This window comes from Alloalcanivorax gelatiniphagus (assembly GCF_005938655.1).
GTDB classification, from domain to species: Bacteria; Pseudomonadota; Gammaproteobacteria; order Pseudomonadales; family Alcanivoracaceae; genus Alloalcanivorax; species Alloalcanivorax gelatiniphagus.
Genome location: NZ_VCQT01000001.1, coordinates 146,401 through 160,333, shown reverse-complemented (window position 1 = coordinate 160,333; position 13,933 = coordinate 146,401). Strand labels below are relative to the sequence as shown.

The following is a 13,933-nucleotide window of genomic DNA, read 5'->3' as shown; positions in this document are numbered from 1 at the left end:
CACCGCCGTTTGATCGCGGCTGAAGCCGCTCCTACATACGCCCCCGGGCACCGGGATTCGGATCGGAGTGTAGGAGCGACTTCAGTCGCGATGCCGATGGCACCGCCGTTTGATCGCGGCTGAAGCCGCTCCTACATACGTCCCTGGCCACCGGGATTCGGATCGGGTGTAGGAGCGACTTCAGTCGCGATGCTGATGGCACCGCCGGTTGATCGCGGCTGAAGCCGCTCCTACGCGCCCGCCTCCGACGCGGGACGGCGTTGTTGGTGACGCAACAGCAGCACCAACGGGATGGCCGCCATATTGATCCACATAAGCAGCCGGAAATCGTTCATGTAACTGATCTCCGCCGCCTGCGCCATCAATGTCTGGTAGACCGCCGCCGGCACCCCGCCCACCATATCCTTCATCGGCAGCCCCTGGGCGATCCAGGCCCGCAGGTGCATATGCTCACCGAGCTGCTGCTGGTTGATCCACATATTGCGCGACAGCATGGCGGTCATGATCGAGATGCCCACGCTGGAGCCCAGGTTGCGCGACAGCGAAAACAGGGAGGCGCCTTCGGTGCGCAGCGCCGGTTTCAGGGTGGCGTAGGTAAGCGTGCTGGCGGGCACGAACACCAGGCCCAGCCCCAGCCCCTGCAGCACCCCGGTCCACACCAGGGTCTGACGGCTGACTTCCAGGGTGAAGCCGGCCATCTGGTGCAGCGACACGGAGATCAGCACCAGGCCGGTGACCACCAGCACCCGCGGGTCCAGCCGGGTGCGCATCAGCCGGCCCACCAGCATCATCGAGAACATGGAGCCCAGCCCCCTTGGCGCCAGCACCAGGCCGGTGGTCACCGCCGGGTAGTCCTTCCATTGCTGCAGGAACGGCGGCAGCAGGGCCATGGTGGCGAGCAGAATGATGCCGACCACGAAGATAAACACCACGCCGGTGACGAAGTTGCGGTCCTTGAACAGGCTCAGATTGATAAACGGATCTTTCCGGGTCAGCGAGTGCACCACGAACAGGTAGAAGCCGAGCACCGCCAGCAGCGCCTCGATCTGGATTTCGAAGCTCTCGAACCACTTCTCCTGCTCGCCCCGGTCCAGCATCAGCTGGAACGCGCCGATGGCCAGGCCGAGAAAGGCGAAGCCCAGGGTGTCGAAGCGTACCTTGCGGGTTTCGCTTTCCGCCACGCTGATCCAGATGCCGGCGAAGGCCAGCAGGCCGAACGGCAGATTGATATAGAACACCCAGCGCCAGCTGTACCACTCGGTGAGCCAGCCCCCCAGGGTGGGCCCGAGAATCGGCCCCACCATCACGCCCATGCCCCAGATCGCCATGGCCTGGCCGTGTTTCTCCACCGGGTAGGTGTCCAACAGGACCGACTGGGACAGCGGCACCAGGGCGGCGCCGAAGATGCCCTGCAGAATGCGGAACATCACCATCTGATCCAGGTTGGCGGACAGCCCGCACAGCCCGGAGGCCACCGTGAACCCGGCCACCGACCACAGAAACAGGCGGCGCCGGCCCAGGCGCCCGGCGAAAAAGCCCACCGCCGGGGTCATGATCGCCGCCGAAACGATATAGGACGTGAGCACCCAGGTGATCTGGTCGGTGCTCGCCGACAGGCTGCCCTGCATATGCGGCAACGCCACATTGGCGATGGTGGTGTCGAGCACCTGCATCACCGTGGCCAGCATGATGCTGGCGGTGACCAGGCGCTGGTCGTTAATGCGCGGCATCGACGGTGCGGTCCGGCTGGCCGGCGCGGTCGAACAGGGAGGCGCCGGTGTCGATGGTGATTTCCGCGCTCATCCCGGCGCGCAGGGGCGGCTTGCCGTCCGGGTCTTCCAGGCTCAGTTTCACCGGTACCCGCTGCACCACCTTGACCCAGTTACCGCTGGCGTTCTGCGGCGGGATCAGGGCGTATTCAGAGCCGGTGGCCGGGCTCAGGCTCTGCACCCGGGCCTTCCACACCACCCCCGGATAGCTGTCCACTTCCACCTCCACGCTCTGGCCTTCGCGGACGTCGGTCAGCTGGGTCTCCTTGAGGTTGGCTTCCACCCAGGCGGAATGGCTGCGCGCCAGGGTGAACACCGGCACGCCGGCGTTGACCCGCTCGCCGACCATCGGCGTGGCGCCACCGATAACGCCGTCCGCCGGCGCCACGATGCGGGTGTGGGCCAGGTCATAGCGGGCCCGGTCCAGCTTGGCGGTGGCCGCCTGGTAGTCCGGATGCTCCTCCACCGCCACGTCGGGGCCACCGGCCAGCTTCGCCTTGAGGCTGGCCAGTTCCTGCTCGATCACCGCCTTGCCGGAGCGCGCCTGATCACGCTTCTGGCGCACGCCGTCCAGTTGCGACCGGGACACCGCCACCCGGTCCAGACCCTGGAAGCGTTGCAGCTCACGCTGGTGGTAGGCCAGATCGCGCTCCGACTGGTCCAGCTGGGCCTGCAGCCGGGCGTAGTCGGCGCGCTCGGAAAGAATGCGGTTGCGCACCGCTTGCTGGTCGGCGCGGGCCTCCTGCAGCGCCATGCGATACGGCTCCGGGTCCACTTCGGCGAGCACCTGCCCCTGTTTGACCGCCTGGTTGCGCTCCACCTCCACCCGCGTCAGCGGCCCGCTCACGTCGGCGGTGAGCGAAATCATATCCACCTTCACATAGGCGTTTTCGGTGCTGATATAGCGGCCGCCGCCCAGGGCCAGCCAGAGCCCCACCGCCAGGGCGATGATCAGCCCCAGGCCCATGGCGAGGCGACGATTGCGTTGCGTGGTGGTCACGTGGTTATTCCCCCTGCTCGGTGTGGTCGGCGCGCTGGCACAGATTGGCGCGCATGCGCTCCAGCACCCGGGTGAAGGTTTCGATGTCGTCGGCGCCGATGCCGGCCAGCGCCTGACGCCGGGTGGCCATGGCCAGCTCGCGCAAACCGGCCAGGGCCGGAGCGGCCCGGTCGGTGAGGTAGACCCGGCGGCGGCGCCGGTCGGTGGGGTCGGCCCGCCGCTCCACCAGCCCTTCCTCTTCCAGCCTTTCCAGCTGGCGGCTCAGGGAAATGGGGGCCACGTCCAGGATTTCGGCCAGGGCGGCCTGGTGAATGCCCTCCCGCCGGGTCAGGTTCCACAGCACCTGCCAGCGGGCCCGGGTAAGCCCCTGCTCGCGGGCCCGGCGGTCGAAGTCGCGGCGCAGCATGCGCGCCACGTCATGCAGCCCCAGCCCCACTGTGGTGTCCTTGTTCATCACGGCCTCATTCGTAAGCCAACTTATGGTAAGGAAGCTTATAATGAGATAAAGAGTAAGGCAAGTTGCCTTATGTTTATGGCGGAGAGGATCTCAAGGGCAATGGCTTCCACCCCAAGGTGGAAGCCGGGGCAGGCAAGGATCAGCGGGTGGCGGCGGGCGCCGTCACGGTGTTCACGGAAACCTGGTCAGCCGCCGGGGTGGCGGCCTGCTCCCCTTCCTCGGCCGGCGCTTCCACGGCCGGCTCCGGCGCCGCCGGAGCCAGCGGCGGCTCGACAACCGGCGCTTCCTCCAGCCCGACCAGCAGCTGGTCGTCCAGTTTCCACATGGCGCCGGTGGCCGGGTCCACAATCAGTACCCCCAGAAGACCACCGAAAATCAGATTGCCCCAGTACCAACCGTCCATGGAGGCATTAAGCGGCACCGTGGTGCTGTTATACCCATTATGTTCAAAGGTGACCTGATATTTCGCCGCGGAGAAAAACCCGTTTTTGGCCGGCAGGCTGACCATGGAGGGCGTGACGCCGGCGGCGATGCGCTTGCCGGAACGCTGATTGGTTACCACGTACTCGGCCCGCTCCGGCGAACTCTGCAGGCTCACGGCGTAGGAGGAATCAGAAACGATGGACGCGCAACCCGATATTTGAATGGCGACGGCCAGGGCGACCGCGCTGGTTATTACTTTCATTTTATATTCCCTTCCATTAGGCAAAAAAAAGCCCGCCGATACGGGCGGGCTTTTTATTTTAGCCAAATGTAAAAGGAATGTAATACCCCTTAAACTTCCTTGGCTTCCTTCATGGACAGCTTGATGCGGCCGCGTTGATCCACGTCCAGGACTTTCACCTTGATGATGTCGCCCTCGTTGACGTAGTCGGTGACCTTCTCCACCCGCTCCTCGGCGATCTGGGAGATGTGCAGCAGGCCTTCGGTGCCCGGCATGATCTGCACGAAAGCACCGAAGTCCACCACGCGCATGACCTTGCCTTCGTAGATCTTGTCGATCTCGGCCTCGGCGGTGATCTCCTCCACCCGGCGCTGAGCTTCGCCAGCGGCTTCACGGGTTTCACCGTAGATCTTGACGCTGCCATCGTCTTCGATGTCGATGGTGCACTTGGTTTCTTCGGTGAGCGCACGGATGGTGGCGCCGCCCTTGCCGATCACGTCGCGGATTTTCTCCGGGTTGATCTTCAGGGTGATCAGGGTGGGCGCGTTCTCGGACACCTGGCTGCGCGATTCGCTGATCGCCTTGCTCATTTCGCCGAGGATGTGGAGGCGGCCTTCGCGGGCCTGGCCCAGGGCCTTCTCCATGATTTCCTCGGTGATGCCCTCGATCTTGATGTCCATCTGCAGGGCGGTGACGCCGCGCTCGGTGCCGGCCACCTTGAAGTCCATGTCGCCCAGGTGGTCTTCGTCACCGAGGATGTCGGACAGCACCGCGTAGCGGCCGTCTTCTTCCTTGACCAGGCCCATGGCGATACCGGCCACCGGCGCGCTCAGCGGCACACCAGCGTCCATCAGCGCCATGGAGGTGCCGCACACGGACGCCATGGAGGAGGAACCGTTGGACTCGGTGATCTCGGACACCACGCGGATGGTGTAGGGGAAGTCCTTCTCGTTGGGCACCACCGCTTCCACGCCGCGGCGGGCCAGACGGCCGTGGCCGATCTCACGCCGCTTGGGAGAGCCGATCATGCCGGTTTCGCCCACGCAGTACGGGGGGAAGTTGTACTGCAGCATGAAGTGGTCCTGGCGGGAACCTTCCAGGGCATCGATCAGCTGCGCGTCGCGCATACCGCCCAGGGTGGCGGTGACGATGGCCTGGGTTTCGCCACGGGTGAACAGGGCGGAACCGTGGGTTTTCTTGAGCACGCCCACCTGGCAGTCGATGGCGCGCACCGCGTTCAGGGCACGGCCGTCGATACGCGGCTTGCCGGAAACCACGGCTTCGCGCACCACGCTCTTCTCGATCTTGCCGAACAGGTCCTTCACCTCACCGGCTTCCGGCGCGCCTTCCTCGCCGGTGGCGAACTCGGCCACGCAGGCGTCACGCAGCTCGCCGACCTTCTGGTAGCGGGCCATCTTCTCGGTGATGGTGTAAGCCTCCGCCAGGGAGCCTTCGTATTTGGCCTTGATGGCGCTCTTCAGGGCATCGTTGTCCTGGGGAGCCTGCCAGTCCCAGGCCGGCTTGCCGGCTTCGGCGGCGAATTCCTTGATGCCGCTGATCACCGCCTGCATTTCCTGGTGACCGAACAGCACCGCGCCCAGCATCTGGTCTTCGCTGAGTTCCTCGGCTTCGGATTCCACCATCAGCACGGCGGCGTCGGTGCCGGCCACTACCAGGTTCAGGTTGGAGGATTCCAGTTCGGTGTAGCTCGGGTTGAGCAGGTAGAAGCCGTCCTTGAAGCCCACCCGGGCGGCGCCGATGGGGCCGCTGAAGGGGATGCCGGAGATCGCCAGGGCGGCGGAGGTGCCGATCATGGCGGCGATATCCGGGTCCTGGTTCTTGTCCGAGGACATCACCGTGGCCACCACCTGCACTTCGTTCATGAAGCCGTTGGGGAACAGCGGACGGATGGGCCGGTCGATCAGGCGGCAGGTCAGGGTTTCCTTCTCGCTGGGCCGGCCCTCACGCTTGAGGAAGCCACCCGGGATACGGCCGGTGGAGTAGGTTTTTTCCTGGTAGTTCACGGTCAGGGGGAAAAACGGTTTGCCGGGGTCCGCTTCTTTCTTGCCAACCACGGTCACCAGCACCTGGGTGTTACCGATGGTCACCATCACGGCGGCGGTGGCCTGGCGGGCAATGCGGCCCGTCTCCAGCACCACGGTGTGGTCGCCGTATTGAATTTCCTTGCGTACTGTATTGAACATATCGCGTCTCTTCTCTCGTTCGTCGCTTGCTCTGCGTCTCTATCCTTTCTGCCGGGGCATGATAACCCGGCACCGGCTGGCACCGAAGCCTTTTAGGGCCGGTCCGCACGACCCGCATCACGCCTGGAGCGGGCAAATTCCGGTGGCCCAAAACAACAGAAGCCCGGCGCCGGGGCCGAGCTTCCATCGTATCGCGGTCGGGGGGCTCGCTTAGCGGCGCAGACCCAGACGTTCGATCAGCTTCAGATAGCGGTCGCGGTTCTTGCCGGCCAGGTAGTCCAGCAGCTTGCGGCGCTGGTTAACCATGCGGATCAGGCCGCGGCGGCTATGGTGATCCTTGCTGTGATCCTTGAAGTGACCCTGCAGCTGGTTGATGTTCTCGGTCAGCAGGGCAACCTGTACTTCCGGGGACCCGGTGTCGCCTTCCTTAACGCCGAAATCCTTCAGGATCTGTGCTTTCTGTTCAGTGCTCAAAGCCATCTTTATTGCTCCAATATGCAATGGATGTCACGACCGGCCGTGCATATTTACAGCCGCCGTCCTCAGGAAACCAGACGACGCGGCGCGATGCGCCCGTCCTCCAGCACTTCACCAACCCCCATGAAGGTGTCGGTGGAAGCTTCATAAATACTGACCCAGCCGTCCAGCGGCCGGTCACCGGCCATTACCGGCTGCCCCTGGCGCAGGTAATAGGCCGCATTGTCGCCCAGGGCGACGCGCGGCCAGTCTGCCACGCTGGTGGATAAAGGCAAGAGGTATTCATCGAGCGCCTCGAAGCCGCCCTCCGCCTTGATATTCCCCAGCTGCTCCAGGGTCATCATGCGCTCCGCCGGATAGGGCCCGGCGGAAAGCCGCCGCAGGCCGATCACGTGGGCGCCGCAGCCCAGCACCTCACCCACGTCCTCCACCAGGGAGCGCACGTAGGTGCCCTTGGAGCAGGCCACTTCGAACTCCAGCCGGTCGCCGTCCAGCAGACGGGCGCCGAGGATTTCGTGGATGGTCACCGCCCGTGGCTTGCGCTCCACGGTGATGCCTTCCCGGGCCAGCTTGTAGAGCGGCGTGCCGTTGTGCTTGATCGCCGAGTACATGCTGGGCACCTGTTCGATGTGGCCCAGGAACCGGTCCAGGGCTTCCAGTGCCCGCGCCTCGCTGACGTCCACCGGGCGGGTGTCACGCACCTCGCCATCGGCGTCGCCGGTCTCGGTGGTCACCCCCAGTTGGGCGGTAACCTGGTAGCGCTTGTCCGCATCCAGCAGAAACTGGCTGAACTTGGTCGCCTCGCCAAAACAGATCGGCAGCATGCCGGTGGCCAGCGGATCAAGGCTGCCGGTATGGCCGGCCTTGGCGGCGGCGAACATTTTCTTGGCCATCTGCAGGGCACCGTTGCTGGTTACGCCCTGGCTCTTGTCGAGCAACAGAATGCCATTGAGATTACGACCTCCACGGCGCCGTTTTCCCACTGTCTTTGCTCCGTGATCAATCGTTATCGGTGTCGTCTTCCGGGCGCAGTTCCCGGTCCTCGGCGCGGGCTTCGTCGATCAGCTTGGACAGCTCCGACGCCCGCTCCGGGGTTTTATCGTAGTGAAACCGCAGACGCGGCGTGGTGCGGGTGTTCAGCGACTGGGCCAGCGAAGAGCGCAGGAAACCGGCGGCGCCGGTCAGCACCTGCTCCGCTTCCCGGCCGGCGTCCTCGCCCTCACCCAGCAGGGTGAAGTAGACATCGGCGTAGGCCAGGTCCCGGGCGACGGTCACGTCCTGCACCGTCACCAGCCCGATGCGCGGGTCCTTCAGTTCAAACTGAAGCACCCGCGACAGCTCGCGCTGGATCTGGTCGGCGATGCGGTCGGTACGCTGGAAACCGCTGGGGCGACGGTGACGGCTCATGATTGGGCGCGCCTACAGGCTGCGCGCCACCTCCTTCACTTCGAACACCTCGATCTTGTCGCCTTCCTTCACGTCGTTGTAGCTCTTCACGGCGATACCACATTCCATGCCGTTGCGAACTTCCTGAACGTCGTCCTTGAAGCGGCGCAGGGATTCCAGCTCGCCTTCGAACACCACCACGTCGTCGCGCAGCACGCGGATCGGCCGGTTCCGGTAGAGGGTCCCCTCCACCACCATACAGCCGGCCACGGCGCCGAACTTGGAGGACCGGAACACATCGCGCACTTCCGCGGTGCCCAGGATTTCCTCGCGTTTCTCCGGTGCCAGCAGACCGCTCATGGCCTGTTTGACGTCGTCGATCAGCTCGTAGATCACGCTGTAGTAGCGCAGGTCAATGCCTTCCTGCTCGCACAGACGCTTGGCCTTGGAGTCGGCGCGCACGTTGAAGCCCAGCAGTACCGCCTCGCTGGTCATCGCCAGGTTGACGTCGGACTCGTTGATCGCGCCCACGCCGGCGGACACCAGGCTCACCTTCACTTCGTCGGTGGACAGGTCGTTGAGCGCACCGATCAGCGCTTCCAGGGACCCGCGCACGTCGGTCTTGAGCACGATGTTGACCTGGCTGGCCTCGGCACTGCCCATGTTCTCGAACAGGTTCTCCAGCTTGGAGGCCTGCTGCCGCTTGAGCTTGACGTCGCGGTCGCGCTCCTGACGGAATTCCGCCACTTCCCGGGCTTTCTTCTCGTCGGGCAGCACCTGAACCTGCTCACCGGCTTCCGGCGCGCCGTCCAGGCCCAGCACTTCCACCGGAATGGAGGGGCCGGCTTTCTTGACCTGTTGGCCGGTCTCGTCCACCAGGGCGCGTACCCGGCCGTAATGGGCGCCGGCCAGCAGCATGTCGCCCACGTTCAGTTCGCCGGACTGCACCAGGATCGATGCCACGGTACCGCGGCCCTTCTCGACCCGGGACTCGATCACCACGCCGCTGGCGGGGCCGGTGGCCGGGGCTTTCAGTTCCAGCAGTTCAGACTGCAGCAGGATCGCGTCGAGCAGGTCGTCGATGCCTTCGCCGGAATGGGCGGACACATTGATGAACTGGTATTCGCCACCCCAGGCTTCGGGGATCACGTCCTTGGTGGCCAGCTCGTTCTTGACCCGGTCCGGATCGGCGCCTTCCTTGTCGACCTTGTTGATCGCGATAATCAGCGGAACACCAGCCGCCTTGGCGTGGTTGATCGCTTCCTCGGTCTGCGGCATCACGCCGTCGTCCGCCGCCACCACGATGATGACGATGTCGGTGGCCTTGGCGCCACGGGCGCGCATGGCGGTGAACGCCGCGTGGCCCGGGGTATCCAGGAAGGTGATCATGCCCTTCTCATGCGGCACGTGGTACGCGCCGATGTGCTGGGTAATGCCCCCGGCTTCGCCGGCGGCCACCTTGGCCTTACGAATGTAGTCGAGCAGCGAGGTCTTGCCGTGGTCGACGTGGCCCATGATGGTCACTACCGGCGCGCGGTTCTCGCTGTCGATACCGCTGTAGTCCGCCAGGGTGGCCAGATCGTCTTCCAGGGCCTCTTCCTCGCCCTTCACCAGTTTGGGCGTATGCCCCATTTCCTCGGTGAGCAGTACCGCCGTTTCCTGGTCGATGTACTGGTTCACAGTCGCCATCTCGCCCATCTTCATCATCGCCTTGATCAGTTCCTTGGCTTTGATGTTCATGCGCTGGGCCAGCTCGGCCACGGTGATGGTCTCGGGAATCTCGACGTCGTATACCATTTTCTCCGTGGGGCTCTTGAACCCGTGCTGTTTGTTCATGGAGCTCTTCATCTGGCCGTGGGCCACGCCGGCACTTTTCGGCTTGCGGCGACGACGACGGGATTGGCGCTCCTCGGTGCGGTAGCCGGCCTCGACAGCATCACGGACGATGGAGGAACTCTTGTCTTCTTCCTCTTCCCGTGGCTGTTCCTGGGCTTCGCCACCGCGCTTTTCCAGCTCTTCGGCAATGCGCTTGGCTTCCTCGGCGGTACGCCGGGCGGCCTCTTCCTCGGCCTTCTTGCGCTGCTCGGCTTCCTGCTTGCGGCGTACTTCCTCGGCTTCGCGTTGCTTGCGCTCCTCGGCTTCGCGCTGTTTGCGCTCTTCCTCGGTTTCTTCCTTCTGCGCTTTCTTGGCGGCCTTGGGCACACTGGCGCGCTTGGATTTCTCCTGGGAGGCCTTTTCCTCTTCGGCGGCGCGCTCTTTCTCGGCGCGGGCCTTGGCCTCCTGCTCGCGGCGCAGGGCGTCTTCTTCCTCCGCCTTGCGCTTGGCTTCTTCTTCCTCGGCCTTGCGCTTGGCCTCTTCCTCCGCCAGACGCGCCGCTTCTTCCTCGGCCGCCTTGCGCTCGGCTTCAAGGCGCTCTTCTTCCTCGACGGCGGCGCGCTTCACATAGGTGCGCTTCTTGCGCACTTCCACGTTCACGGTCTTGGCCTTGCCCGCCGCGCCGGTGGTCTTGATGGTGCTCGTGGAGCGGCGTTTCAGGGTGATCTTGCTGGGTTCCGAAGACTGGGCACCATGGGACTTGCGCAGATGCGCCAGCAGCTGCTGCTTCTGTTCATCGGAGACCCCTTCACCGGCATCGGTGTGGGGCAGGCCGGCTTCCTTCATCTGCGTGAGCAGCGTGTCCACCGGAATACCTACCACATCGGCCAGTTTCTTTACGGTCGTTTCTGCCATGTCAGCAACACTCTCCTGTCCGCGTCTGGGTGGCGCCCTGCTAATCCCGGCGAGAATTACTCGCCGGCTTCCTCGCCTGCAAACCAGGGGGCGCGGGCGGCCATGATCAATTCAGCCGCGCGCTCTTCACTCATCCCCTCGATGTCGAGCAGGTCGTCCACCGCTTGTTCGGCAAGGTCTTCCATGGTGACGATGCCTTTTGAGGCCAGTTCCACCGCCAGGTCACGATCCATGCCTTCCATATTGAGCAGATCATCAGCGGGTTCGGCCTGTCCGAATTTCTCCTCGGACACCAGGGCCCGAGTCAGCAGCGCATCCTTGGCGCGCTGGCGCAGCGCCTCGACGATATCCTCGTCGAAGCCCTCGATGGCGAGCATTTCCTCGGTGGGAACGTAGGCCACTTCCTCCAGGGTGGAGAAACCTTCCTCCACCAGGACCGCGGCCATGTCTTCGTCCACATCCAGGTACTCGATGAAGCTCTGCAGTGCCTGCTCGGCTTCCTGCTGCTGCTTGTTCTCCGCTTCATCGATGGTCATCACGTTCAGCTCCCAGCCGGTCAGCTCGGAGGCGAGACGGATGTTCTGGCCGCTGCGGCCGATGGCCTGGGCCAGCGCCGATTCATCTTCCACCGCGATGTCCATGGTGTGGCTTTCCTCGTCCACCACGATGGACGCCACTTCCGCCGGCTGCATGGCGTTGATCACCAGCTGCGCCGGGTTGTCGTCCCACAGAACGATGTCGATACGCTCACCGGCCAGCTCGTTGGACACCGCCTGCACGCGCGCGCCGCGCATGCCGACACAGGCGCCCACCGGGTCGATGCGCTGGTCGTTGGTCTTGACGGCGATCTTGGCGCGGGAGCCCGGATCACGGGCGGCGCCCTTGATCTCGATCAGCTCTTCGCCGATCTCCGGCACCTCGATCTTGAACAGTTCGATGAGCATTTCCGGGCAGGCGCGGCTGGCGAACAGCTGCGGGCCCCGGTTCTCTTCGTTGACGCCCAGCAGATAGGCGCGCACCCGATCATTCTGGCGCACGCTCTCGCGGGTGATCATATGCTCCCGGGTGATCAATGCCTCGGCATTGCCGCCCAGGTCGAGCACGATGGCGTCGCGGCTGGATTTTTTCACCACGCCGCTGATCAGCTCGCCGATGCGGTCCCGGTATTCCTCGATGATCTGCCGGCGCTCGGCTTCGCGCACCTTCTGCACGATCACCTGCTTGGCGGTCTGGGCGGCGATGCGGCCGAACGCCTCGGACTCGATTTCCTGTTCGTGGATATCGCCGATCTGAAGGCTTTCGTTCTCTTCATGGGCTTCGTCCAGCGTAAGCTGGCGGCCGAATTCGAACAGCTCTTCGTCGGGCACCACATGCCAGACGCGGAACGTGCGGTAATCGCCGCTGATGCGGTCGATCTCCACGCGGATTTCCACGTCTTCTTCCTTGAAGCGTTTCTTGGTCGCCGCCGCCAGGGCCGATTCGATGGCCTCGAAAATCACATCGCGGCTGACGCCCTTCTCGTTGGAAACGGTTTCCGCTACCAGCAGGATCTCTTTGTTCATGGCCAGGCCTTTACCTATGTCTCCGGGGCGCGCTCAGTCGAAGCGGGGCTTCAATCGGGCACGGTCCACCTGACTGTAGGGAACACGCAGGGTTTCGCCATCAAGCGTCACCTCCAGCGTATCGCCATCCACGGCAACCAGGGTCGCCGTTATTTTACGCTTGCCCGCGATCGGAGCCAGCAACGTGAGTTGCACGTCCTCGCCCTGATAACGGTCAAATTGGGAAAGTTCGAAGAGTGGGCGATCCAGACCTGGAGAGGATACTTCCAGGTTGTATTCGCCGGGGATCGGATCTTCCACGTCGAGAAGACCGCTGACTTCGTTGCTCACTCGCGCGCAATCATCAACGCTGATGCCGTCTTCGTGATCAATAAAAAGACGCAATACCGCACCGCGCCCCTGGAGGTACTGGATACCCCAAAGCGTGTAACCCAGGTCTTCCACCAGTGGAGCCAACAGCTCCTTGAGTTGCTCGGTGCGTTTCGACATCTAACCTCTGCGTCGCGGTCTTCATAACCGGTGTTCTTTACCGGCATCACAAACAAAAAATGGGCCTAACGCCCATTTCCCACTATCGACCCGGCTGTATAGCAAAAAGCCCCTCTAGAGGGGCTTTTTGTTGTTCAGAACCGGATCGGTTCCGACAAGTGGTAGCGGGGGCAGGATTTGAACCTACGACCTTCGGGTTATGAGCCCGACGAGCTACCAGACTGCTCCACCCCGCACTTGAAATCGAGCGCAAATACTAAGGATTCGCGCGGGTCTTGTCAATGCGATTCGAGAAAAAAGTATTTATTTTTCCGAACCTTAACGAAAACAAAACCCTTTCAGTTCCGTTGCCGAACGTCTCACGGAAAGCCCCGCTTCCCGCGCCAACGCAGTGACGGGACCAGGCCCGCCGCTTCTCGGCGCTGGCCGCTGCCGCGACCAGAAATCACAAGCGGATTCTAACAGGAATCCGTCCAAATTTTGGTGCCGAAGGCTGGGCGGAAAGCACCGCTTTCCGCGCCAGCGCAGCGGCGGGATACCGCCCGCCGCGTCTCGGCGCTGGCTGGCAGGCCGGCCGAGAAACATAAGAGGATTCCGCCAGGAACCCATCCGCATTTTGGTGCCGAAGGCCGGACTTGAACCGGCACGACCGTAAGGTCACTACCCCCTCAAGATAGCGTGTCTACCAATTCCACCACTTCGGCAAAGAACTCGCTTACTGCTCCGACTGAGACGGCGTCTCATCCGGGGCCGGGGATTCTAACTCAGCCGCCGGCACATCTAAAGACCCTTTTTCGGATTCCGACGCACCGGGCACGTCCCCGGCATCACCGGAGTCCATGGCGGGCACATCACCCCGGGCCTCACCGGCACCGGGCACGTCGCCGCCCTGCTGATCCATGGCCGGAACGTCCTGCTCATCCACTGATTCCAGCGCCGGCAGAATGCTGCCACCACCGGATACTTCCTGGCGAGCCATCCAGGCCAGCCCCAGGCTGGTGATAAAGAACACCACCGCGAGCACGGCCGTGGACCGGGTCAGGAAATTGGCGGAGCCGGCGCTGCCGAATACGGTCTGCGAACCACCACCACCAAACGAGGCGCCGGCGTCGGCACCCTTGCCGTGCTGAATCAGGATCAGGCCGATAAGACCCAACGCCGCCAGCACGTGCACCACATGAAGCACAATATCCAT

12 protein-coding genes and 2 tRNA genes are annotated in these 13,933 nt (G+C 63.7%); all 14 read right to left on the bottom strand.

The window, feature by feature from the left end:
* Positions 1–230: 230 nt before the first annotated feature.
* Positions 231–1,730 (bottom strand): DHA2 family efflux MFS transporter permease subunit, encoded by a 1,500-nt coding sequence (locus FGS76_RS00745; RefSeq protein ID WP_138770715.1) that lies wholly within the window; start codon positions 1,728–1,730, stop codon positions 231–233.
* Positions 1,717–2,769, bottom strand: coding sequence for an HlyD family secretion protein (locus tag FGS76_RS00740; RefSeq protein ID WP_240692333.1), 1,053 nt, complete (start codon positions 2,767–2,769; stop codon positions 1,717–1,719). Before FGS76_RS00740 ends, FGS76_RS00745 begins: the two co-directional genes overlap by 14 nt.
* Positions 2,770–2,773: 4 nt before the next feature.
* Complete coding sequence (locus FGS76_RS00735; RefSeq protein ID WP_138770714.1) at positions 2,774–3,223, bottom strand: MarR family winged helix-turn-helix transcriptional regulator; 450 nt, start codon at positions 3,221–3,223, stop codon at positions 2,774–2,776.
* Between the two features lie 142 nt (positions 3,224–3,365).
* Positions 3,366–3,911, bottom strand: coding sequence for a hypothetical protein (locus FGS76_RS00730; RefSeq protein WP_138770713.1), 546 nt, complete (start codon positions 3,909–3,911; stop codon positions 3,366–3,368).
* Positions 3,912–4,000: 89 nt separating this feature from the next.
* Complete coding sequence (gene pnp, locus FGS76_RS00725) at positions 4,001–6,094, bottom strand: polyribonucleotide nucleotidyltransferase (protein ID WP_138770712.1); 2,094 nt, start codon at positions 6,092–6,094, stop codon at positions 4,001–4,003.
* A gap of 210 nt (positions 6,095–6,304) precedes the next feature.
* The gene (gene rpsO / locus FGS76_RS00720) at positions 6,305–6,574 is read right to left on the bottom strand and encodes a 30S ribosomal protein S15 (RefSeq protein WP_138770711.1); all 270 of its coding nucleotides are present in this window, start codon (positions 6,572–6,574) and stop codon (positions 6,305–6,307) included.
* 62 nt (positions 6,575–6,636) lie between these two features.
* Positions 6,637–7,554, bottom strand: coding sequence for a tRNA pseudouridine(55) synthase TruB (truB, locus tag FGS76_RS00715; protein ID WP_138770710.1), 918 nt, complete (start codon positions 7,552–7,554; stop codon positions 6,637–6,639).
* A gap of 16 nt (positions 7,555–7,570) precedes the next feature.
* Positions 7,571–7,978, bottom strand: coding sequence for a 30S ribosome-binding factor RbfA (gene rbfA, locus FGS76_RS00710; protein WP_138770709.1), 408 nt, complete (start codon positions 7,976–7,978; stop codon positions 7,571–7,573).
* A gap of 12 nt (positions 7,979–7,990) precedes the next feature.
* Complete coding sequence (gene infB / locus FGS76_RS00705; protein ID WP_138770708.1) at positions 7,991–10,687, bottom strand: translation initiation factor IF-2; 2,697 nt, start codon at positions 10,685–10,687, stop codon at positions 7,991–7,993.
* Positions 10,688–10,743: 56 nt separating this feature from the next.
* Positions 10,744–12,249 (bottom strand): transcription termination factor NusA, encoded by a 1,506-nt coding sequence (gene nusA, locus FGS76_RS00700; protein ID WP_138770707.1) that lies wholly within the window; start codon positions 12,247–12,249, stop codon positions 10,744–10,746.
* A 33-nt stretch (positions 12,250–12,282) separates the two neighbouring features.
* Positions 12,283–12,738, bottom strand: coding sequence for a ribosome maturation factor RimP (gene rimP, locus FGS76_RS00695; protein WP_138770706.1), 456 nt, complete (start codon positions 12,736–12,738; stop codon positions 12,283–12,285).
* Positions 12,739–12,897: 159 nt separating this feature from the next.
* Positions 12,898–12,974: transfer RNA gene (locus FGS76_RS00690), tRNA-Met, on the bottom strand.
* A 381-nt stretch (positions 12,975–13,355) separates the two neighbouring features.
* A tRNA-Leu gene (locus FGS76_RS00685) sits at positions 13,356–13,442 on the bottom strand.
* A gap of 11 nt (positions 13,443–13,453) precedes the next feature.
* Entirely contained in the window at positions 13,454–13,933 is a 480-nt protein-coding gene (secG, locus tag FGS76_RS00680; protein WP_138770705.1) for a preprotein translocase subunit SecG, read from the bottom strand.